The organism is Paraburkholderia sp. EB58, from assembly GCF_050436665.1.
Lineage (GTDB): Bacteria > Pseudomonadota > Gammaproteobacteria > Burkholderiales > Burkholderiaceae > Paraburkholderia.
In genome coordinates, this window is sequence record NZ_JBNDMQ010000029.1 from 65,666 (window position 1) to 85,482 (window position 19,817).

The 19,817-nt window shown below is 61.4% G+C and carries 16 protein-coding genes; 10 read left to right on the forward strand and 6 right to left on the reverse strand.

Going from position 1 to position 19,817, the window contains the following annotated elements; genetic code table 11:
* The first annotated feature begins 534 nt into the window (after positions 1 to 534).
* Positions 535 to 1,935 carry a sensor domain-containing diguanylate cyclase gene (locus P3T40_RS32280; protein ID WP_429271779.1) on the forward strand — a complete coding sequence of 467 codons (1,401 nt, stop codon included), beginning with the start codon at positions 535 to 537 and terminating at the stop codon, positions 1,933 to 1,935.
* 227 nt (positions 1,936 to 2,162) lie between these two features.
* Positions 2,163 to 2,324, forward strand: coding sequence for a DUF1328 family protein (locus tag P3T40_RS32285; RefSeq protein ID WP_074265082.1), 162 nt, complete (start codon positions 2,163 to 2,165; stop codon positions 2,322 to 2,324).
* 131 nt (positions 2,325 to 2,455) lie between these two features.
* Here P3T40_RS32285 and P3T40_RS32290 read toward each other — a convergent pair whose 3' ends face one another.
* The 3 genes from P3T40_RS32290 to P3T40_RS32300 form a co-directional block, all read right to left on the reverse strand.
* Positions 2,456 to 3,493 (reverse strand): GNAT family N-acetyltransferase, encoded by a 1,038-nt coding sequence (locus P3T40_RS32290; RefSeq protein WP_429271780.1) that lies wholly within the window; start codon positions 3,491 to 3,493, stop codon positions 2,456 to 2,458.
* Between the two features lie 179 nt (positions 3,494 to 3,672).
* Positions 3,673 to 4,224 (reverse strand): dTDP-4-dehydrorhamnose 3,5-epimerase, encoded by a 552-nt coding sequence (rfbC, locus tag P3T40_RS32295; protein ID WP_429271781.1) that lies wholly within the window; start codon positions 4,222 to 4,224, stop codon positions 3,673 to 3,675.
* A gap of 313 nt (positions 4,225 to 4,537) precedes the next feature.
* Positions 4,538 to 5,536: a helix-turn-helix domain-containing protein gene (locus P3T40_RS32300; RefSeq protein ID WP_429271782.1), complete on the reverse strand. Its 999-nt coding sequence runs from the start codon at positions 5,534 to 5,536 to the stop codon at positions 4,538 to 4,540.
* A gap of 1,013 nt (positions 5,537 to 6,549) precedes the next feature.
* Here P3T40_RS32300 and P3T40_RS32305 point away from each other — a divergent pair.
* The 7 genes from P3T40_RS32305 (at position 6,550) to P3T40_RS32335 (ending at position 15,496) form a co-directional block, all read left to right on the forward strand.
* A complete protein-coding gene (locus tag P3T40_RS32305) occupies positions 6,550 to 6,918 on the forward strand; it encodes a hypothetical protein (protein ID WP_429271817.1) in 369 nt (122 codons plus the stop codon).
* A gap of 401 nt (positions 6,919 to 7,319) precedes the next feature.
* Positions 7,320 to 8,243, forward strand: a complete 924-nt coding sequence (locus P3T40_RS32310; RefSeq protein WP_429271783.1) for a LysR family transcriptional regulator — start codon at positions 7,320 to 7,322, stop codon at positions 8,241 to 8,243.
* Positions 8,244 to 8,271: 28 nt separating this feature from the next.
* On the forward strand, positions 8,272 to 8,946 hold the full coding sequence (locus tag P3T40_RS32315) for a response regulator transcription factor (protein WP_429271784.1): 675 nt from the start codon (positions 8,272 to 8,274) through the stop codon (positions 8,944 to 8,946).
* A 289-nt stretch (positions 8,947 to 9,235) separates the two neighbouring features.
* Entirely contained in the window at positions 9,236 to 12,493 is a 3,258-nt protein-coding gene (locus P3T40_RS32320) for an efflux RND transporter permease subunit (RefSeq protein ID WP_429271785.1), read from the forward strand.
* Positions 12,483 to 13,700, forward strand: coding sequence for an efflux RND transporter periplasmic adaptor subunit (locus tag P3T40_RS32325; protein ID WP_429271786.1), 1,218 nt, complete (start codon positions 12,483 to 12,485; stop codon positions 13,698 to 13,700). Before P3T40_RS32320 ends, P3T40_RS32325 begins: the two co-directional genes overlap by 11 nt.
* Positions 13,693 to 15,198, forward strand: a complete 1,506-nt coding sequence (locus P3T40_RS32330; RefSeq protein ID WP_429271787.1) for an efflux transporter outer membrane subunit — start codon at positions 13,693 to 13,695, stop codon at positions 15,196 to 15,198. The genes P3T40_RS32325 and P3T40_RS32330 overlap by 8 nt, the downstream gene beginning before the upstream one ends.
* Before the next feature lie 142 nt (positions 15,199 to 15,340).
* Positions 15,341 to 15,496: a hypothetical protein gene (locus P3T40_RS32335; RefSeq protein WP_429271788.1), complete on the forward strand. Its 156-nt coding sequence runs from the start codon at positions 15,341 to 15,343 to the stop codon at positions 15,494 to 15,496.
* 60 nt (positions 15,497 to 15,556) lie between these two features.
* Here P3T40_RS32335 and P3T40_RS32340 read toward each other — a convergent pair whose 3' ends face one another.
* The 3 genes from P3T40_RS32340 to P3T40_RS32350 all read right to left on the reverse strand — a co-directional run bounded on the left by P3T40_RS32340 (position 15,557) and on the right by P3T40_RS32350 (position 18,397).
* A complete protein-coding gene (locus tag P3T40_RS32340; RefSeq protein WP_429271789.1) occupies positions 15,557 to 16,258 on the reverse strand; it encodes a winged helix-turn-helix transcriptional regulator in 702 nt (233 codons plus the stop codon).
* A 50-nt stretch (positions 16,259 to 16,308) separates the two neighbouring features.
* On the reverse strand, positions 16,309 to 17,604 hold the full coding sequence (locus P3T40_RS32345; protein WP_429271818.1) for an ATP-binding protein: 1,296 nt from the start codon (positions 17,602 to 17,604) through the stop codon (positions 16,309 to 16,311).
* A gap of 115 nt (positions 17,605 to 17,719) precedes the next feature.
* Positions 17,720 to 18,397: a response regulator transcription factor gene (locus P3T40_RS32350; protein ID WP_429271819.1), complete on the reverse strand. Its 678-nt coding sequence runs from the start codon at positions 18,395 to 18,397 to the stop codon at positions 17,720 to 17,722.
* 415 nt (positions 18,398 to 18,812) lie between these two features.
* On the opposite strand from P3T40_RS32350, the gene P3T40_RS32355 reads away from it, so the two are divergent.
* Positions 18,813 to 19,163 (forward strand): DUF4148 domain-containing protein, encoded by a 351-nt coding sequence (locus P3T40_RS32355; protein WP_429271790.1) that lies wholly within the window; start codon positions 18,813 to 18,815, stop codon positions 19,161 to 19,163.
* The last annotated feature ends 654 nt before the right edge of the window (positions 19,164 to 19,817 follow it).

A 19,817-nucleotide genomic window follows, 5' to 3' on the forward strand; every position in this document is an offset into this window, starting at 1 on the left:
TTGACAGTTGAAATCCGGCGTGCACCAACGCACGGTTGTTCTATTTATTTTGTGTTACGAATATGACGCAAACGTTATCGCATGACTTCGCAAAGTGCAAACTATTCCTTTAAGGCGCTATATCTAGTCGGGAATTGCGGTTTTTTCGAAGGTCTTTTCGGTGTCTTTTCTGTGACTTTCCCGCGTGTTCTCCGACGCCATTTCCCCATCACCTTGGCACCATTGCGGTGCTATTCAAAATCGTTATTTAGTGGGATTGCGGCCGTCAGCACAACCCACAGGTCGCGCGGAAAATGCGCAATGCATAATGCGCCCCCATGAAGCGGTCCGGTCAAGCGCCAGCGCCGCGGCCCAAGCGAAACTGCGCTGCGGCGAATCTCCAACAGCCCATCGCAAAATCCGCGTCGCCCACATTCAGGCAGCGCCCAAACCGCACACCAGTCGATAGAATGCGCGATTGATAGCGTGACCCAACATTTCGAATCCCTTCATCCAGCTTTCGCCGCCTATCTCACCACTCCAGTCAAGCGTCGCATGAAGAGCAGCATCATGAGTCTGGCGGTCACCCGCCAACATCGCGTGGCGGCGTACGCCGTGGCGGGCTTCATTCTGTGTGTGGTACTGGCGACACTGCCGGTCGCCGCCCTCGCCGAGCCGCATATCGCGGCGTTCCTGCCGCTGTTCGCGATGGCCGTGTTCGCCACCGAGGGCCTTACCGCCTATCTGCTGTGGACGCAATTCGTGATCACGCGCGGGCCCTTCCTCGCCGCGCTGGCTGGCGCCTATGCCTACACCTCGGTCACCGTGGCGATCCAGTTACTGGTGTTTCCCGGTGTGTTTTCCGCGAGCGGCCTGCTCGGCACCGGAGCGCAGGGCGCCGTGTGGATCTGGGCTTTCTGGCATTGCGGCTCGCCGTTACTGATCCTCGCGGCGCTATTCGTGCGCCGCCGCTTCCCTGTGCCGGTAGCGCAGGCGAAGACGCGCCTTGTTGGCCTCATATTGGTGGGCGGTCCGGTCTGCCTGTCGCTGTTCCTTTGCTCGCTGGCTATTCACGGTGAAGCGTTGCTGCCGAAGCTGATGGACGCTCAGACCTACCAGCGGCTGATGTACAGCCCGTCGGGCCGCGGCATCGCTATCGTCAGCGCCTTCACGCTCATTTACCTCGTCGTGACCACGAGGCTGCGGACACTGCTCGACCTCTGGCTGGGCGTGGCGCTCTTCGCCGGCCTCGGCGATATCGTCGTGACGCTGGTAGCGAACTCGCGCTACAGCATGGGCTGGTATCTGGCGCGGCTCGAGTCGGTGCTGGCATCGAGCACGGTGCTGGGCGTACTGATCTGGGAGATCAGCCATCTGTACCGCGAACTGCACGCGGCCAACGCGCGGCTGAGCGAATACGCATCGCGCGACGGACTGACCGGTATCTTCAACCGGCGCTACTTTGAGGAGCGCTACCCCGCATCGCTCGCTGCGGCTAACGCAGAGCAACGCACGCTATCGATCCTGATGGTGGACATCGATCACTTCAAACGCTTTAACGACACGCTCGGCCATCTGCGTGGCGACGAATGCCTCGTTGCCGTGGCCGGCGCATTGCAGGCGAGTCTGCGGCGCGGGGCCGATTTCGTCGCACGCTTTGGCGGCGAAGAGTTCGTCGTCGTGCTGCCGGACTGTGAGCTCGAAATGGCCGCGCGTCTCGCCGAGACCCTGCATGCGGCGGTCGCGCGGCTCGCCGTCGCGGCGCCCTTCACCGATGCGGGCAGCGTGAGCGTCTCGATCGGCGTCGCCACGTTCTACCCGGGCGCGCCGATTCCGGCCGCCGAGCTCCTCGCCCAGGCCGACGCCGCGCTATATCGCGCCAAGGAAGCTGGGCGCAATCGCGTCACCGCCTGGCAAGGTGCGGCGCTTACGCTGCGTTCAGTGCACGCTCATTAGCTGTGCGACACATCGCGCCTGTCTCTCTCACCGCTCAATCGAAACCTTCTTGATCTCAAAGCGCGTCAAACCATCCTCATCGTGCGCAACCTTCACCATTGGGCACAGGAGTTGCTCCTCCAGGAAACGGCGGCACACACGCGCTGGACCTGCATCGATGCAGGCGCATAGCGACTAACGGTGGCTCGCCGTATCACTCATTCCAGCTATCCACCGAGGAGAGGCCCATGCTTCGCTACGCTGCAATTTTCTTCATCATCGCCATCATCGCCGCGGTGTTCGGCTTCGGTGGCATCGCCGCCGGTGCGGCCGAAATCGCCAAGGTCCTGTTCTTCATCTTTATCGTGATCTTCCTCGTGACCTTGCTGATGGGCGTGGTGAGACGCTGACAGTCGGCTCGCCTCGTCGGCCGCGTTGCAACGCGACGGCGAAAAAGCCGCTGTCGCGCCGCCGCATATTGCAATAGTTGCCGCTTCCTCTTGCAATAGTTGCGGCCCGGATCACGCGAGGCGAGCCCGCATCAAGGCGTCGCCGCTGCCGGATTCAGTTCCATATGCAGCACCACCAGCCAGCGCCGCGGACAATCGGCGGCGATTCGCGGCCCCGGCTGTCCGTCTCGCGTGGCTGCGACGAAGCCCTTCTCCTTCGCAAAGCCAAACGCGCGGCGCGCATCGGCCTGCAGCCACATCGAAATCAGGCCGCACGTCACAAAGCCGAACACGGAAATGATCTGCGGCGACAGGCCCGCATCAATCTGCCGCGCGAGCACGGTGAATGCAGTGGTCAGAATCTGGCTCGCTGCAATCGCAATCAGCACGACCTTGAGCATGCCTCGGAACATCATCCCTGGTCTTGGGCGCACCATCTGTTTCTTCAGTCCTTCTACTCGTTTGTTTGAGGGGTCTCGCATCGATCGCTGACGCCTTACGCTGCGCGGGCAATCTGCCGGCGCGGCAGTTCGAGGCGCTGTGACCATGTTGCGAGAGGTCCGTGCGGCCACGGCGGGCTTGCTGAGAATTGCGCTGTCGTAGCGTTTGCCGTCAAAGCGCATGAAGTCGACGATGCGAAAGCCGTGACCGCGATAGAACGCAATCAGATGCGCGGCGGGCTGTGGAGTGTCGAGAGCGAGTTCCGCGTAGCCGCGCGTGGCGGCCCAGTGATCTGCGAACGCCAGCAGCAAGGTGCCGATGCCGCGCGCCTGCCAGGCCGGCTCGACGCCGAACTGGCGCATGCTGGCGACTTCGCCGTGCCGGTACAGGTCGCAGGACGACTCCTGATCCGGCGCATACAGAGTCATCGTGCCGACGATGCGGCCGTCGCACACGGCCACGTAACAGTCGCCGCGCGTGGCCCGCGAGCGGGTGACAGCGGCGCTCTGATCGACGCAGGTGCAGTTGAGCCCCATCGCACCCAGCCGCGCGAACGCCCGGTGCAGCATGGTTGTGAGCGCATCGAACGAATCGCGCGCCGGGTCGAAGCGCCGCAGTTCGATGCGGCCGAGGCCACGCCGTACGTACTCAATCCGTTTGGGCTGTTGCAGGGCTGCGCGTTTGTTCACCTTGACCATCCAGATTCATCAGGTTGATCGAAGTGTAGGTTTGGCCGGTCATCGCCCGCAAGAAAAAATCTCGTAAAAACTGCGTGTGACGTATCGGATCACGTCGCCTAAAGCCCTGTGCGATAGATATTCAACTCATCGCCGAGGGACGTGCGCAGGGCTTGCACGGCCACCGCCCCTTACGCGTAATACTCAGCCTCATACAAGCGCTTACCGGCCTGGTCCTTCCCGGCGAGGATCGGTGCAAACTCGATCGGCCAGTCGACGCCAATATCCGGGTCGCTCCAGAGCAGGCTGCGTTCGTGCTCCGGATACCAGTAGTCCGTGGCCTTGCACAGGCACTCGGCGGTATCCGACATCACGACGAAGCCGTGTGCGAACCCCGGCGGCACCCACATCTGCCTGCGGTTGACGGCGCTCAGATGGACGCCGATCCATTTGCCGAAGTTATGCGAACTGAGGCGAATGTCCACCGCCACATCGAACACCTCACCCACCACGACCCGCACGAGTTTGCCCTGCGGGTGCTGGATCTGATAATGGAGCCCGCGCAATACGCCGCGCCGTGAACGCAAATGATCGTCCTGGACAAATTCGACATCCGCGGCCACGCCGCTCGCGAACTCATCGGCGTTGAAAGTCTCGAAGACGCTGCCCAGTTCGTCGCAGAACAGGTCCGACTCGACAATCTTGACTTCCGGAAGCGCGGTTTCTGTGACTTTCATGCTCATGCCACCGGACCGCGGACAACAACCTGCTGGATCAATACCCAGATGGCCGCGCGGCCGTCAAATGAAAACATCATGGAGACAAGCGGAACCCTGATCGATCTCACGGATGTTCTCCCTTATTAAGCATGCGCACACCGCGCCTAACAAGGTAACGCGCCTGTTTTCGTGGGGACCGCCATCTCCTAGCCGATATCGGCTCCGCGCGGATCTGGACAATGCTTTTCGCTACCGTGAGACATGACAAAAGACACTACGGCATGAGTGGCGTGATGGTGGCGATGGCTTCGCGCGTGCACCCCAAGGATTGTTGCTTCTATTCGTAAGTACCCGTCCGGCTGCGTGCGCGGTATTCGGTCGGTGAGAGCGCCATGCATTTGCGGAAGATCTTCGCCAGCCGGTCGCCGTTGCCGGTGCCGCTGCGCCGTGCAATCTTGTCCACGGGCAGTTCCGTTTCCCTGAGGAAGTTGCAGGCAATGCGCAAACGGACCTGCAGCAGATAATCCGACGGCGTGACCTGCATCTCGTGCTTGAAGCGCCGCAGAAAATTGCGCTCGCTCATCGCCGCCGCATGCGCTGCATCCGCCACCGAAACACGGCGGTCGCAGTTGTCCTCCATCCAGCGGGCCGCCGCACGGATCTTCTCGCCTACGCTCATCGTGCCGCCTTCGGCCATCCGCGGCATCAACGCCGCGCCCATGCCGGGCATCACGCGGTCAGCGACGTTGCGGGCAACATCCAGCCCAAGATCGCGCTTGATGAACATCAACGCTCGCTTGTTCGAGTCATGGCGATCGTTATCTTCGCTGAGTCCACCATTGCTCGGGACAGGCACCTGATGCGGACTCATGTGTGCAACGTCGCCGTGTTCGGCGATGTCAGCGGCCGCGAGGACTATTCGGCCTTCAGCGATGGGTTCGATGTTGCGGGTTCGGGCGCGCACTGAGTGCAGCCAGTTGAGCAGACGTTCGTCGCGTGCCGCCGCGTTGGCGCCGCATCCGCCCGCCACGAACAGCATATCGAAGCCGATGCTGTAGCGCCCGTCGACACTATCTGTCCACATCCGCGCGGACGATGAGCTGGAGACGCTGCCGCCGTCTATCGACAGAAACTGCACCTCATAAGGGGGGGCGTCGCCGTCATGCGCGGTGGCAATCTCGTTGGCCGTCTGGAACATTTCAGCCACGATGCCTGCGCCCAGCAAACCGAATCGATCGAACAACAGGATGCCTACGCGGCGCGCTACACATCTCACGTTGACGTTAGGCTTGTGCAACCATGTAGTTCTCTCGATGTCAACGGACATAGGTGGCATGATCTTCCCCTACGATGTTATGCATTGCGGGCGGAGTCTCCCGATTGTCCAGCCTTTTAATATCATCGCACTGCATCATATCTACGCCGAAAATCGCCATTGACGACAGTGACCGAAATACGCGCGATGTTGGCGGATTGCGTCGCTATATATAGATTCGCAAATTGGCAATTTCGTGCGAATGTACAACAGCTTCGCTAATCGCGACTTTTGATCCGTTTGATGTCCCATCGCGTCCGCCAGAGCAAACAGGCGCGGACGTGCGTGAAACATCAGACGAATCGGCGGTCTACTGAATGAAAACAAAGCGGTACGGCAGGCGAAATCACCGGAAGCCGGTATGTTGCGCTGCGTGTGACAAGTCGTCGGGAGGATCGTCGTATGACGGCCCGATCTGAACTTTATACCGCGTCGCAACAAGCAGATGTCGTACCAGCGTGATACAGCGGGGGTTTCGGACTGCCGCCTGTGGCGAAGCCTGTCCCAAACGCCAAGAAACGTTTCAAACGTGAACTTGACTCGACGGTCGGCGCATAACTGAGCCCACATCGTGAACGCGTCTGGTATTGATTACTTTTCTGAAAACCTTCGGAATGGCGTGTTTAGGGGCTGAAATAAAATTTGTTTCAAAACGCTACAGAGATTACCGACGCCGAAAACGTTTCAATGTTGAAAACAACATGCCGATTCAATACATCTGATTTATTTGTCGCTTCGCATTTCCAGCAGGCCACGCATACGTAATCTGTTATGAACGCGGTAGCAGCACAGCACCCACGCGCCTCCGAAGAGCAAGCACAGGTGAATCAGCTAGTTCGCATAACGTATTACTTTCGAACGCCCGCACACATCCCACTGTTTAAGATCGCACACCGCGCCCCAGTCTGGCCCCGCTTGCCCCCGCGCACCTTAAAGAATGTTTCATCAAACAATCGCCCTCTTTCAGCCTTCGCTCCGTACAGTCGTTCCATAATTTCCCCATCGTGATAGGTATGAGGAGTCAGGACATGGCAATGAGCATCGAGATGATGAACGAGTACGGCACCCATGCAGTGCGGATCGCCGTCGACGAGGCCACCGTTTTGCTCGGAGCGCAGGAAGTCGACGCAGTGATCGAACGCCTGAGTCTGATCCGTGCGGCGATGCGCCCCGAAGTGCCGAAGGAGCCCTCACGCACGCATCAGTACGTGATCGAGATGAATCCGTGCTGGCACACCGAAAAGCATCCACTCTATGACGGCGCCGTCCTGTTCATGCGTCATACGGGTTTGGGCTGGGCGGGATTCGCGCTGCCCACGCCCAGTCTCGCCAAGCTAAACGAAGCGTTGTCGAAGCATCTGGAAACGTTGGAGCAGGAAGAAGCGCACGCGTTGATGAATTAGGCCACGCTGCTTTGCTGGATGTCTGCCGGATTCACGCCGCGTCGCGCAACAGATTCTTTCGCGATTCGTGAACTGTCATGCTCATGCCGTGTTTTGTTCCGGTTTGCGCAGCAGTGTCTTTCAGAGTTCGCGCTCACCGCATGCACGCAACGCCCTATACTGGGTTGTCCGCGTAACTGCGGTCTTTTTCAAGATCTCCTTAGCAGCGCGGCTTAGTCCGCGCTCTTTTTTTGCCTGTCGCTTTTGCAAGGCGACCCGCGCATGGCGCCACCGGCGCGCGCAATGTATCCGCGCAGTTCATGAACATTGCACAAAATTAAAAAAGACTTAATCAAGCTGGCAGTCCCGTTTTACTTGCGAGCGCCCATGATGCACGCATCGTCCTTTCCTAGTCTCAGACCATGAACCAGCTACAAGCGATGCGTGTCTTTACACGCGTAGTCGATCTCGCCAGCTTCAATCTGGCCGCGAGACAACTGGGCATGTCGGCTGCCGCCGTCACGCGCAGTGTCAGCATGCTCGAGGCACACCTGAACATGCGCCTGCTCAATCGCACGACGCGCAGCCTGTCGCTCACCGAAGTCGGCAAGGAGTATCTGGACGGCTGCCGCACGATCATCGAGAAGCTCGATGAGATGGAATCGAACCTCGTGCAGACCACGCGCGACCCACGCGGCACGCTGCGCATCGCCACGCCGATGACCTTTGCCACCTCCGGACTCGGCAACCTGCTCGCGTCGTATCGCACGCTGCATCCACGCGTCGATTTCGACGTCACCACCTACGATACACATATAGACATGGTCGAAGGCGGCTTCGACGTGTGCTTCTCCGACGACCGGCGTCTCGCCAGTTCGTCGCTCGTGAGCCGCACGCTAACGAGCATGGAAGAAGTGACGGTGGCTTCGCCCACCTATCTGGCGCGCCACGGCACGCCACGCGACCCGGCCGCGTTGAATCGGCACGGCCTGCTGACCGTATCGGACGGCAGTTCGCGCACCTGGGAATTTGCGGACGCCAACGGTGTCTACCGCGTCAACACCGGCAGCGCGCTGACGGCCACCAGCAGCGCGATGGTGCGAGTCGCCGCGCTCAACCATATGGGCATCGCACTGCTACCGCTGCCGTCGGTCAGCGACGACCTTGCCCAAGGCACGCTCGTGCCGGTGCTCGAACAGTTCGAGGTCAACGGTGGCCCGCGGCATGTGTCGATCCTCTACTCCGGCCGCAACTATCTGTCTATGAAGGTGCGCAGCTTCATCGACTTCGCGGTAAGCCAGTATCGCGCCCCGGACAAGCCAGTCGCGCTGCGGGTGGTGGCTTGATGGACAAGAACCAGGGCAATCGCGAACCATGCCTAAGATACTGACGATCGAAGACGATGAACTGATCGCCGACGACATCGTACGCACCCTCACTTCAAGTGGCTTCTCTGTCGACGTGGCGCGCACCGGCCGCGAAGGCATGGCCAAGGTCATGGCAGGCGAATACGACGTCGTCACGCTGGACCGCATGCTGCCGGACCTCGACGGCCTGACCATCGTCGCCACCATGCGCGGTGTCGGCATGGAGACCCCCGTTCTGGTGATGAGCGCAATGTCCGATGTGGATCACCGCATTCAGGGGCTACGCGCGGGCGGCGACGACTATCTGACCAAGCCGTTCTCGCCCGACGAGATGTTTGCGCGCGTCGAAGTCCTCCTGCGCCGCCGTCCACGCAACGCAAAAGCCGAGACGCTGTTACGCACTGGCGTGCTGGAGCTCGACCTCGTGCGACGCCGGGTCACCCACGGCAAGCGCGAACTCGAATTGCAGCCCACCGAATTTCGTGTGCTCGAATTCATGATGCGGCACGCGGGCCAGGTGCTGACACGCACGATGATTTTCGAAGCGGTATGGGGCTGCCGTTTCGATCCCGGCACCAATCTGATCGACGTGCATGTGGGGCGTCTCCGTAAGAAAGTCGACGTGGCCGGCGAGCGGCCGCTGATCCGCACGATTCGCGGTTCCGGTTATCTGTTTGGCTGACGCACAGGCGTCACGCATACCTCACCTCCCCTACTCAAGCGCCCGTGCTGAATGCAGCACGCGGCGCTTTTTGGCGTTTACGCCGTCCGGCGGCCGGCGATTCGCCGCTCCCGCGACGCGACGCTCGCGATCTTAAACATCTAAAACTTGTTTCATTTTTTTAGAGACTGCCTGTTAGGGCCTGCTCCCCAGAATACCGTCATCGGGCAATCCATCCCTTGTGCTGGTGCTTGTCCTTACCGACTAACGCGTTCTCAGCATCACGTGTTTCCAAACGGAGCAGCTTTCGATGTTAAAAATTGTCCGGCTAGCCTTAACGCGGCCTTACACGTTCATCGTGCTAGCGTTGCTGATCCTCGTGATCGGCCCGCTATCCGCACTGCGCACGCCGACCGACATCTTCCCCGACATCCGCATCCCCGTGATCAGCGTTGTGTGGAACTACGCCGGACTGCAACCGGACGACATGGCCGGACGCATCGTCACCTACTACGAACGCACGCTCGGCACCACCGTCAACGATGTCCAGCACATCGAATCGCAATCATTCCGCGGTTACGGCATCGTCAAGATATTCTTTCAGCCGAGCGTCGACATTCGCACCGCGACCGCACAGGTCACCTCCGTTTCGCAAACCGTGCTGAAGCAGATGCCGCCGGGCACGACGCCGCCGCAGATCCTGAACTACAGCGCGTCGACCGTACCGGTACTGCAACTGGCCCTGACCAGCAATACGCTCGATGAACAGAAGCTCGCCGACTACGCGACCAATTTCATTCGCCCGCAACTGCTGAGCGTGCCCGGCGTGGCGATTCCGACTGCGTACGGCGGCAAGACCCGCGAAGTGCAGATCGACCTCGATCCGCAAGCGCTGCAGGAAAAGAAGCTCTCCGCACAGGACGTGGCGAACGCGCTCGCGCAGCAGAACCAGATCATTCCGGCGGGTACCGAAAAAATCGGCCGCTTCGAATACAACATCAAACTGAATAACAGTCCGCTCGCGCTGCAGGAGCTGAACGCACTGCCGATCAAGACGGTGGACGGCGCAACCATTTATATTCGCGACGTGGCCCACGTGCGCGACGGCTATCCGCCACAGACCAACATCGTGCGCGTCGACGGCCACCGTGCAGTGTTGATGAGTATCCTGAAGAACGGCTCCGCCTCGACGCTCGACATCATCGCGGGCATCAAGGCGAAACTGCCGCTCATTGAAGAGACGCTGCCACCCGGCCTCAAGATCGTCACGATGGGCGACCAGTCGACCTTCGTAAAGGGCGCCGTCAGCGGCGTCGCGCGCGAAGGTGTCATCGCCGCCGCGCTGACCTCGTTGATGATCCTGCTGTTCCTCGGCAGCTGGCGCTCCACGCTGATCATCGCGGCGTCAATTCCGCTCGCCGTGCTGACGGCGATCGCCGGCCTCTCGGCAATGGGCGAAACGCTCAATGTGATGACCCTGGGCGGGCTTGCACTCGCGGTAGGGATCCTGGTCGACGACGCTACCGTGACGATCGAGAACATCAACTGGCACCTCGAGCAAGGCAAGGACGTCAGGAGCGCGATCATGGATGGCGCGGCGCAAATCGTCGGACCCGCGTTCGTTTCGCTGCTGTGCATCTGTATCGTGTTCGTGCCGATGCTGTTGCTGAACGGCATCGCGCGCTACCTGTTTGTGCCGATGGCTGAAGCAGTGATCTTCGCGATGGTCGCCTCGTTCGTGCTGTCGCGCACGTTCGTGCCGATGCTCGCCCAATATCTTTTGCGTCCGCATGCCTCGGGCGGTCATGCGTCTGGTGAACTGGCGGCCGTCATGGAACCGCACGGCCACGGCGCCCATCACCACGCGCCCCCTTCGCGCAATCCGCTGGTGCGCTTTCAACGCGGTTTCGAGCACCGGTTTGAACGGGTACGCGGCGTCTACCGGATCGTGCTCGGTCTTGCGCTTACGCATCGCAAGCGTTTTGTAGTGGGGTTTCTGATCGTGGTCGGCGCCTCGTTCCTGCTGGCGCCGTGGTTGGGCCGCAATTTCTTTCCGAGCATCGATTCGGGTGAAATCACGCTTCACGTGCGCGCGCCGATCGGCACGCGCATCGAAGACACGGCCGACGAGTTCGACCACATCGAAAACGCCGTGCGCCGCGTAGTCCCGCGGGATCAACTCGCGAGCATCATCGACAATGTAGGCTTGCCCAATAGCGGTATCAACCTGACCTATAACAATAGCGGCACTACCGGACCGCAGGACGGCGACATCATGATTTCGCTGAACGAAAATCATGCGCCGACGGCCGGGTATGTGAAGAAGCTGCGTGAACTCCTGCCGCAGGAATTCCCCGGCACCACGTTCTCGTTCCTGCCGGCCGATATTGTCAGCCAGATTCTGAACTTCGGTGCGCCCGCACCGATCGACCTGCAGGTAGCCGGCCCAAACCAGGACGCCAATCAGCGCTACGCCACTGAAGTGATGCGCAAAATGCGCCTGATTCCGGGCATCGCCGACACGCGCATCCAGCAAGACTCGACCTATCCGCAATTCACGGTGTCGGTCGACCGCTCGCGGGCCGATCAACTGGGCATCACCGAGCAGGACGTCACCAACTCCGTGGTGGCGAGCCTCTCCGGCACGAGCCAGGTGTCGCCCACGTACTGGCTCAATCCCAACAACGGGGTGTCGTATCCGATCGTGGCGCAGACGCCGCAGTACCGGATGGAGTCGCTCTCTGCGCTGAGCAATCTGCCTGTCACCGGCAAGGACGGTCAGTCGCAGATCCTGGGCGGAATCGCCACCATCGAGCGCGGCGTTGGCGATGCGGTCGTCTCGCACTACAACATCGAGCCGCTCTACGACGTCTTTGCGACGACACAAGGCCGCGACCTCGGCGCGGTGGCGTCGGATATCCAGCACATCCTGCATGCGACGGCAAAGGACGTACCGAAGGGCTCGGTCGTCACGTTGCGCGGCCAGGTGCAGACGATGAACAGCGCGTTCCTCGGGCTCTCGCTCGGTCTCGTTGGCGCGATCCTGTTGATCTACATGCTGATTGTCGTGAATTTCCACTCTTGGGCCGACGCGTTCGTCATTGTCACCGCGTTGCCCGCGGCGCTCGCCGGCATCGTCTGGATGTTGTTCACCACCCATACGCCGCTCTCGGTGCCCGCACTGACCGGCGCAATTCTCTGCATGGGCGTCGCGACCGCCAACAGCATTCTGGTGGTGAGCTTCGCCCGCGAGCGTCTCGCGGCGACCGGCAACGCGCTGGTCGCCGCGATGGAAGCCGGCTTCACGCGTTTCCGCCCGGTGCTGATGACCGCGCTGGCGATGATCATCGGCATGGCGCCGATGGCGCTCGGCCTCGGTGATGGCGGCGAACAGAATGCGCCGCTCGGGCGTGCCGTGATCGGCGGCCTGATCTGCGCAACCTTCGCCACGCTGCTGTTCGTACCGGTTGTGTTCAGTCTTGTGCACCGTCGCGATGCGGCGAAGCATCCCCCTGCCAAAGATAAAGATCACCCTACTTCCGAAACCGGAGTCGTCCATGTCCACTGATATCGAAATCAATTCGCCGAAGCGGCTACGTCATCTGAAGCTGGTCGGCATCGTGGTGCTGCTCGCCGCCGCGGGGGTCGTGACGACTGGCATCTTCACCCGCGTGCATGCCAAGCAGGAAATGACCACGTGGTCCGACGAGCAGGCTATCCCGACCGTGGCCGCTTATACGCCGAGCCTCCAGGGCGCCACGCAGTCGCTCATCCTGCCGGGCCATCTGTCGGCCTTCGTTAACGCGCCAATTTATGCCCGGGTGCCAGGCTATCTGCATGCGTGGTATGCGGATATCGGCACGCATGTGAAAGCCGGACAATTGCTCGGTGTGATCGACACGCCCGATCTCGACCAGCAATTGCTGCAGGCCAAGGCCGATCTGGACAATGCGCAGGCGAACGAAAAGCTTGCAGCGTCTACCGCCAAACGCTGGACCGAGATGCTCAAGCAGGATTCGGTCTCGCAGCAGGACACGGATGAAAAGACCAGCGACTTCACCGCCAAGCAGGCCAGCGTCGCGGCGGCCCAGGCGAACGTGAACCGGCTCGAAGCACTGGAGTCGTTCAAGCGCATCACCGCGCCGTTCGACGGCATCGTGACCGCGCGCAAGACCGACATCGGCGACCTGATCGACGCGGGCGGCGGCGATGGTCACGAACTCTTCACGGTGTCCGACGCGCGTCAGTTGCGCGTCTACGTAAGCGTGCCGCAAAGCGACGCCGCAGCCATCAAGCCCGGCATGACCGCGACGCTGACAGTACCAGAACGTCCCGGCATGAAGTTCGACGCGAAACTGGTCGACACCGACGATTCGATCACGCCGTCCTCGGGCACGCTGCTCGTGCAACTGGAGGTCGACAATCAGAACGGCATGCTGATTCCGGGCGAATACACCGAAGTACACTTCGCCATGCCGACCAATCCCCACTCGCTGCTGATTCCGGCCAGCTCGCTGATTTTCCGGCAAAGCGGCCTGCAGGTGGCGGTGGTCGGCAAGGACAATCACGCAATCCTCAAGCCCGTCACGATCGCCACCGATCTGGGCACCCAGGTCGAAATCGGCTCGGGCCTCGACGCCAACGACCCCGTGATCGACAACCCGCCTGACTCGATCGCCACGGGTGATGCGGTGCGGCTCGTGAGCAACCACGCCGCCAACGCGCCCACCACCTCGCTCGCCGAGCATCGCGACGCGGAGCGCGCTCATGGTTGAGTTTAAGTTCAAGCGTAGCCTGTGCGTCGCGTTGGCGGTCACCGCGCTGTTTAGCGGCTGCTCGTTCGCGCCGACCTATCAGGTGCCGCCCACTGCGATCCCGACGGCCTTCAAGGAGGGCGGCGCGTGGCGGCTGGCGAAACCCGCCGATCAGGTACCGCGCGACACATGGTGGCAGGTGTATCACGACCCTGTCCTCGACAAGCTCGAGGTGCAGGTGGCCGCGGCCAATCCCGATGTTGCCGCGGCCGTCGCGCGCCATGACGAGGCCGTCGACTTTCTTGCGCAGGCGCGCTCCGGCCTCTTCCCGACGATCGGCGCGGCCGCCAACATATCAAGCAACCGGCAATCCGACAACCGGCCGCTGCGTGGCTCGAATGAGCCATCGGTCTATGGATCGAATACCGTCGACGTCGGCATCAACTACGACCTCGATCTGTGGGGCCGCGTACGCAATGAAGTCAGCGCAGGCCGCGCGGCAGCACAGGCTGCCGACGCCGATCTCGCTTCCGTATGCCTGAGCCTGCAAGCGAGTCTGGCCGACGCCTACTTCAATCTGCGCGGACTCGATGAACAGCAGCAGATCCTCGCGGACACGATCACCACCTATGAGCGTGCCCTGAAGCTGACGATGAGCCGTCACACCGGCGGCATTGCCTCGGATCTCGATGTGTCGCGCGCGCAAACCCAGCTCGCATCAGCGCGCGCGGCGGCTGAGGACGTCAAGGCCCAACGCGCGTTGTATGAGCATGCGATGGCCTCGCTGACTGGCGTGCCGGCCTCGTCGTTCTCTATCACGCCGTCGACCGGGCTCGCGTATCTGCCGTCGATTCCGACCGGTGTGCCCGCCGCGCTGCTGCAGCGGCGTCCCGACATTGCAGCCGCCGAGCGGCGCGTGGCGGAAGCGAATGCGAAGATCGGCGTTGCCAAGGCGGCGTTCTTCCCGGACGTCTCATTGGGACTCGACGGCGGCTTCCAGAGCAACACGCTGTCCCCCTGGATCATGGCGCCTGACGAAATCTGGTCGATCGGTCCGAGTCTCGTGATGACGCTGTTCGACGGCGGCCGTCGTGAAGCCATGACGCAGGAGGCGCGCGCCAAGCTGGCGGAGAACGGCGCCAAGTACAAGTCGACCGTGTTGCTGGCGTTCCAGCAGGTCGAAGACAATCTGGCTCAGCTGCATCACCTGGGTGACGAAGCCACACAGGAGAACGAAGCACTTACCGACGCGCAGCGTACCTTGAACCTGTCCATGTCGCGCTACCGCGATGGGGTGGTCAGTTATCTGGATGTGGTGACCGCGCAGACCACTGAACTCAATACGCAGATCCTCGCGCTGAACGTGAATACGCGGCGTTTGCTGGCTTCGGTGGGGTTGATCGATGCGTTGGGCGGGGGGTGGTCGGCCGATCAGGCTGCGATGGCGGCAGCGCCCGCCGCGCCGGTGCAGGCGCAAGGACAGCCGGTTGCAGCAAGCAAGCTGGCCGATGCCAATTGAACATGAAGTTAACGCGAGAATAAATTTCCTTTCACGTTCATACCATCGACCCGCTATACCGCCGCGACTATCCTTCTTATCAACAGGACAGCGAATCGATTCGTACCCTGGGCCGACCAACCCGAAGTGACCTGACGAAACCATGAAAACCCGCACCTTACTCAAACGCGCTGTGCTCTACGCGCTCGCCGCAGCCACCGCCGGACTGCTCTTATCCGGCTGCGCCTCGGCAGGTCCCAACGCCGCCAACGGCTGCGTCGGGCCGCCCGACTTCTGCCAACCTTATTTCGGTTCGTGAACGTAAAAGCGCGCTCCTCAGACGGGTGAGCGCGCTCGCTTCGTTGTCCTCTACGGCATCTTAAGCGGATTCAGTCGCAATCTGATAGCCGTAACGGCTGACCGTTTCGATGTGGACGCCCGGCAGTTGCTGCGCGAGTTTGCGCCGCAGCCGCGAGACCACCAGATTGACGCTCGACGGATCGACGTCGTCCTTTTCCGGCCACGCATAACGAATCAACTGCTCGCGCGGCACCGGCGCGTTCGGTTGACGCATCAGACATTCGAGCAGCAGATACTCGCGCCGGGTCACCACCAGGCGGTGGTCGCCGTCCACCAGTTCGCGCGTCAGCGGATTAAGCGTCAACGTAGCACTCGTGGCGGCCGCGGCCGCCAGCTGCTCATGCGCGGCGCGCGAGACGGCCGTACGCCGCAGCGCCTGCATCCGTTCATGCATTTCGATGAACGAATATGGTTGCCCGAAACAGGCGTCGGCGCCTGCGCGCAGTGCCCGGGTGCGGTCCTGAGCACCGCACTGGCCCAGCACGACGACAATCGCCGCACCCGCACCGGCCTCGACGAATTGCGGCAACGCTGCCAGCAAGGCTGCATACGACGGTGGGTCGAGGGACATCACGACGATCGCGTCGAACGCTTCCTGAGTCGCGAGAAACGCACCGTCGCGCAGGTCCTCCGCGCGTTGCAGGCTGTGTGCACTCTCCTGCAAGGCCTTATAGAGCCATGCGGATTCGGGATGAGGTGCGGCGACGAACAGGATGCGCATTCAGCCACCTGTTAAAGCGGGATGAAAAGCGAAATAGTTAGCGGGACCGGTCATGCAAGCGTCCTCGACCAGCATTCTATGCTCACGCACGCGCCAGGTTCAGCGTTGCCGATGCGCAACGTAAAGTCATGCACGCGGATTACTGCCGAGACAATACTGAGCCCCAAACCCGAGCCTGCCAGGTGGCGCGTACTCTCGCCGCGATAAAAGCGTTGCAGCACGGCGTCGCGCTCATCCAGCGGGATGCCAGGCCCGTTGTCGATGACCTCAACCAGCGGCCCCGCAGGCGTTTGGCGGAGCACCATGCGCACGGCCCCGCCTGCCGGCGTGAACTTGAAAGCATTATCGAGCAGATTGCTGAATGCTTCGAACAGCAGCGCCCGGTCGCCGTGAATCGCCGGCACGGCTTCGGATTCGACCGCAAAGCTCAGGGAGCGAAGCTCGGCGAGCGGCTCATACAACTCGCCGACCTCCTCGACGAGCGCCTGCAGTTCCACCTCGGCAAAACCGCCGCGGCGCTGCAGGGTGCCGATCTCGGAGATGCGCAGCATCGCGCGAAAGCGGTCGAGCAGCGCATCGGTCTCGCTGCGGGCACGCTCCACCAGAGTCGACAGGGCCACGTCCTCGAGGTTGTCCGAGCGCTCGGCGATGTGTCCCAGCAAGGTCCGCACATGGGCAAGCGGTGTACGCAGATCGTGGGCAATGCCGTCGCAGGCGCCCTTCACCTCGTTCATCAGACGCTCGACTTCCGCCAGCATGTGATTGACCAGATGCGCCAGCATGTCGATCTCATCACGGCCGCCAATCGGCAGACGCTGGCCTAGATCGCCCTGGGCGATCTTCAGGGTCACGCGGCGAATCGCCTTCAGACGGCGCATTTGCCGCACGCTCAGGGCGAGGCCGCCCACGACCCCCGCCACGAGGCAGAGAATCCCGCCGCCGATCAAGGCGTTGATGATGGTCTCGCGAATCCGCAGGATGTGCGTGAGATCGCGCGCCAGCACGAGGGTTTCGCCGTCGCTGCGGCGCTCAGCCATCGCGCGGACTACGGGCGTGCGCTCGCCGCTTATCACCTGCAAGGTGTGATGGAGCGTCATGCCACTGCGATTGGGCGGCAGATTGGGCGGAATCGTAAGCACGTCGCCGGCGAGATGCTGGCCGTCGGCCGAGAACAGCCCATAGTAATTAGCGTGCATCCGCTCGTGCTCGAGCCGGCGATGAATCGCATCGGCCAACTCCGTATGGGGCATCGAGTCGAAGTAGATGAACTGCCAAGCCATCACGACGTCGGTCTCGTGCTCCATGTCGCCCGTCACCGCCCAGCCGATAAACCCCAGCAGCGACATCACGGAAATGGAGAAGATCACGGCATACACCGTGATCAGACGAAACGTAGTGGAATGCCAACGGCGCCCCAGAGCGGATTGCGTGGGGAAAGAGTTGTCCGTCAAGATGGTCTGCTCACGCGAGGATGTAACCCGAGCCCCGCACGGTCTGGATCATCTGCTTGACGCCGGGTGGGTCGATCTTCTTGCGCAGGCGGCCCATGTGCACGTCGATCAAGTTGGTGCCCGGATCGAAGTGGTAGCCCCACACCGCTTCGAACAGCATGGTGCGGGTAATGGTCTGGCCGGCGTGGCGCATCATGAATTCGAGCACCCGGTATTCGGTCGGCAGCAGCACGATCTCTTCACCGTCACGCTGAACCTTGCGCGAGATCAGATCGAGTTCGAGGGGGCCGACGCGCAACGTCGTTTCGAACTGGGTCGTCGGGGTTTGACTGCGGCGCAGCAGGACCTCGAGGCGCGCGGTCATTTCTTCGGGGTCGAAGGGTTTGGTCAGATAGTCGTCGCCGCCCGCGCGCAAGCCGCGCACACGTTCGTCCACATCGCCCAGCGCGCTCAGCATCAAAACCGGCGTATGAATGCCGATGCTGCGCATGGTGGTGAGGATCGTGAGCCCGTCAACGCCCGGCAGCATGCGGTCGAGTGTGATGACGTCGTACTCGTCGCTCATGGCGCGGGCCATGCCGTCGCGGCCGTTGGCCACCCAGTCCACGGTAAAGCCGCGGCTCTTCAGTTCACCGACGATTTCGTTAGCGGTGATCTCGTCATCTTCGATTGTCAGCACTCGCGACATGATGATTTCACGCGTAGCGGCGAACTCGGCCAACTTGAGCGGCGTGCGCGACTGGTTATCAGTAAAGGTACATGATGCCATATTCGGCTTGCAGGTTGAGCGGGTTGAGTTCGGCACCGGCGGCGCGCGAGGCGCCGCAGCGTGGGTGGGTTCAGCGATGTTCACAGGCTACGCGCGCGTCTGTAACTGTCACGCATCGGCTTCATTAAAAAATATTTAAGTTCGCGGACGGCGTCAGCACCGGCGGGGGCGAGCGGGCGGCGCATGGTTTAGCCGCCTGTGCCGCCACATCCTGAAGATGAACGATCCTTCATGGTTACGAGGGCGAAACGGTATCGCCCATCCACTAGCCTGTTTGCATCGGGCGGCCCGTTGCGGTTGCCCTCTTACGACCTGATCCGTGGAGGATGCAAACATGAAACTCGCAACACGTACTGTATTGATGGCCCTGCTGCTCGCAGGCAGCGCTTCTGCCATGGCTGCCCCGGGGCTCACCCCGCAGCAGTGCAATTCGTATCCGTTCACGCATACCCAGGGTCCGGTCACGCACAAGCAACTGATGGGCGAACTGGGAGAACTGGAAGCGGCGGGCTACGACCCGACCGCCAACAATGACCTCTACCCCGCCGACATCCAGGCGGCCGAGGCGAAAGTGCAGGCCGAATACCGCGCCGACTGCATGCCGGCTGCATCCATGACGAATGCGCAGGGAACAGGTACCGCAACGGCGCCGTCCATGATGGGCGCCGCGAATTCGGCCAGCTAATCGTGAATCGGGCAGGCACAACGCCTGCCCTGAAAAATATCCTGCTGCCGGCAGCAGACATTCCCGTCTCTGCTCATAGCCGGCCAAGCGCGTTCATTGCGCCTGCTGCGCCTGTGCTGCTCTCATAGTGCGCAAGCGCCGGCTTCACCACGCGCGAACTGCGCGACGCAGTCCCGCACCTGCTTCAGCTCCCCCTCCGGTTCACGCCGCATTACGTTTTTTTCCTCGTGCAGTCAACCGCCTACCTGCTTTAGAATCGAGCCGTGCAGCGCCGATTGTAAATGCGGCTTTTGATCGCGCCGTAAATCAGTATTAACGCCAGCCTGCATAACCTTACAACCGCATTCGGCATACTGTTGAACGCAAACGGATTTTTTGCCCGAATCATTCCTGGTTGTAAGCAAACTGGCGCGGCAGCCTGTGAGCGATTAGAGCGCCCCCTCTAAACACAGTATGCCCCCATCAAAAAAAGTTTGACGCGCGATTTTGAACTGATATCGTTCCGTCGCAGGAATCACAGCCGAGAAGCGCTGGCCTGTGAAAATCGTGTGACGTTCGAGCATCTTTTCGTCCGTCGCAGCCTGCGTCAAACCGAAGGGGATGCATCAAATACCGTCTATTAGTACTTCCACGCAGATAGATTACGAGCTATTT

Bases quoted from the DNA above. Each gene is read 5' to 3' on its own strand.
- P3T40_RS32280 (WP_429271779.1), top strand. From the start codon at position 535: ATGAAGAGCAGCATCATGAGTCTGGCGGTCACCCGCCAACATCGCGTG.
- P3T40_RS32285 (WP_074265082.1), top strand. From the start codon at position 2,163: ATGCTTCGCTACGCTGCAATTTTCTTCATCATCGCCATCATCGCCGCG.
- rfbC (WP_429271781.1), bottom strand. From the start codon at position 4,224: ATGAGCATGAAAGTCACAGAAACCGCGCTTCCGGAAGTCAAGATTGTC.
- P3T40_RS32300 (WP_429271782.1), bottom strand. From the start codon at position 5,536: ATGCCACCTATGTCCGTTGACATCGAGAGAACTACATGGTTGCACAAG.
- P3T40_RS32305 (WP_429271817.1), top strand. From the start codon at position 6,550: ATGAGCATCGAGATGATGAACGAGTACGGCACCCATGCAGTGCGGATC.
- P3T40_RS32310 (WP_429271783.1), top strand. From the start codon at position 7,320: ATGAACCAGCTACAAGCGATGCGTGTCTTTACACGCGTAGTCGATCTC.
- P3T40_RS32315 (WP_429271784.1), top strand. From the start codon at position 8,272: ATGCCTAAGATACTGACGATCGAAGACGATGAACTGATCGCCGACGAC.
- P3T40_RS32320 (WP_429271785.1), top strand. From the start codon at position 9,236: ATGTTAAAAATTGTCCGGCTAGCCTTAACGCGGCCTTACACGTTCATC.
- P3T40_RS32325 (WP_429271786.1), top strand. From the start codon at position 12,483: ATGTCCACTGATATCGAAATCAATTCGCCGAAGCGGCTACGTCATCTG.
- P3T40_RS32330 (WP_429271787.1), top strand. From the start codon at position 13,693: ATGGTTGAGTTTAAGTTCAAGCGTAGCCTGTGCGTCGCGTTGGCGGTC.
- P3T40_RS32335 (WP_429271788.1), top strand. From the start codon at position 15,341: ATGAAAACCCGCACCTTACTCAAACGCGCTGTGCTCTACGCGCTCGCC.
- P3T40_RS32340 (WP_429271789.1), bottom strand. From the start codon at position 16,258: ATGCGCATCCTGTTCGTCGCCGCACCTCATCCCGAATCCGCATGGCTC.
- P3T40_RS32345 (WP_429271818.1), bottom strand. From the start codon at position 17,604: ATGTCGCTGCTGGGGTTTATCGGCTGGGCGGTGACGGGCGACATGGAG.
- P3T40_RS32350 (WP_429271819.1), bottom strand. From the start codon at position 18,397: ATGTCGCGAGTGCTGACAATCGAAGATGACGAGATCACCGCTAACGAA.
- P3T40_RS32355 (WP_429271790.1), top strand. From the start codon at position 18,813: ATGAAACTCGCAACACGTACTGTATTGATGGCCCTGCTGCTCGCAGGC.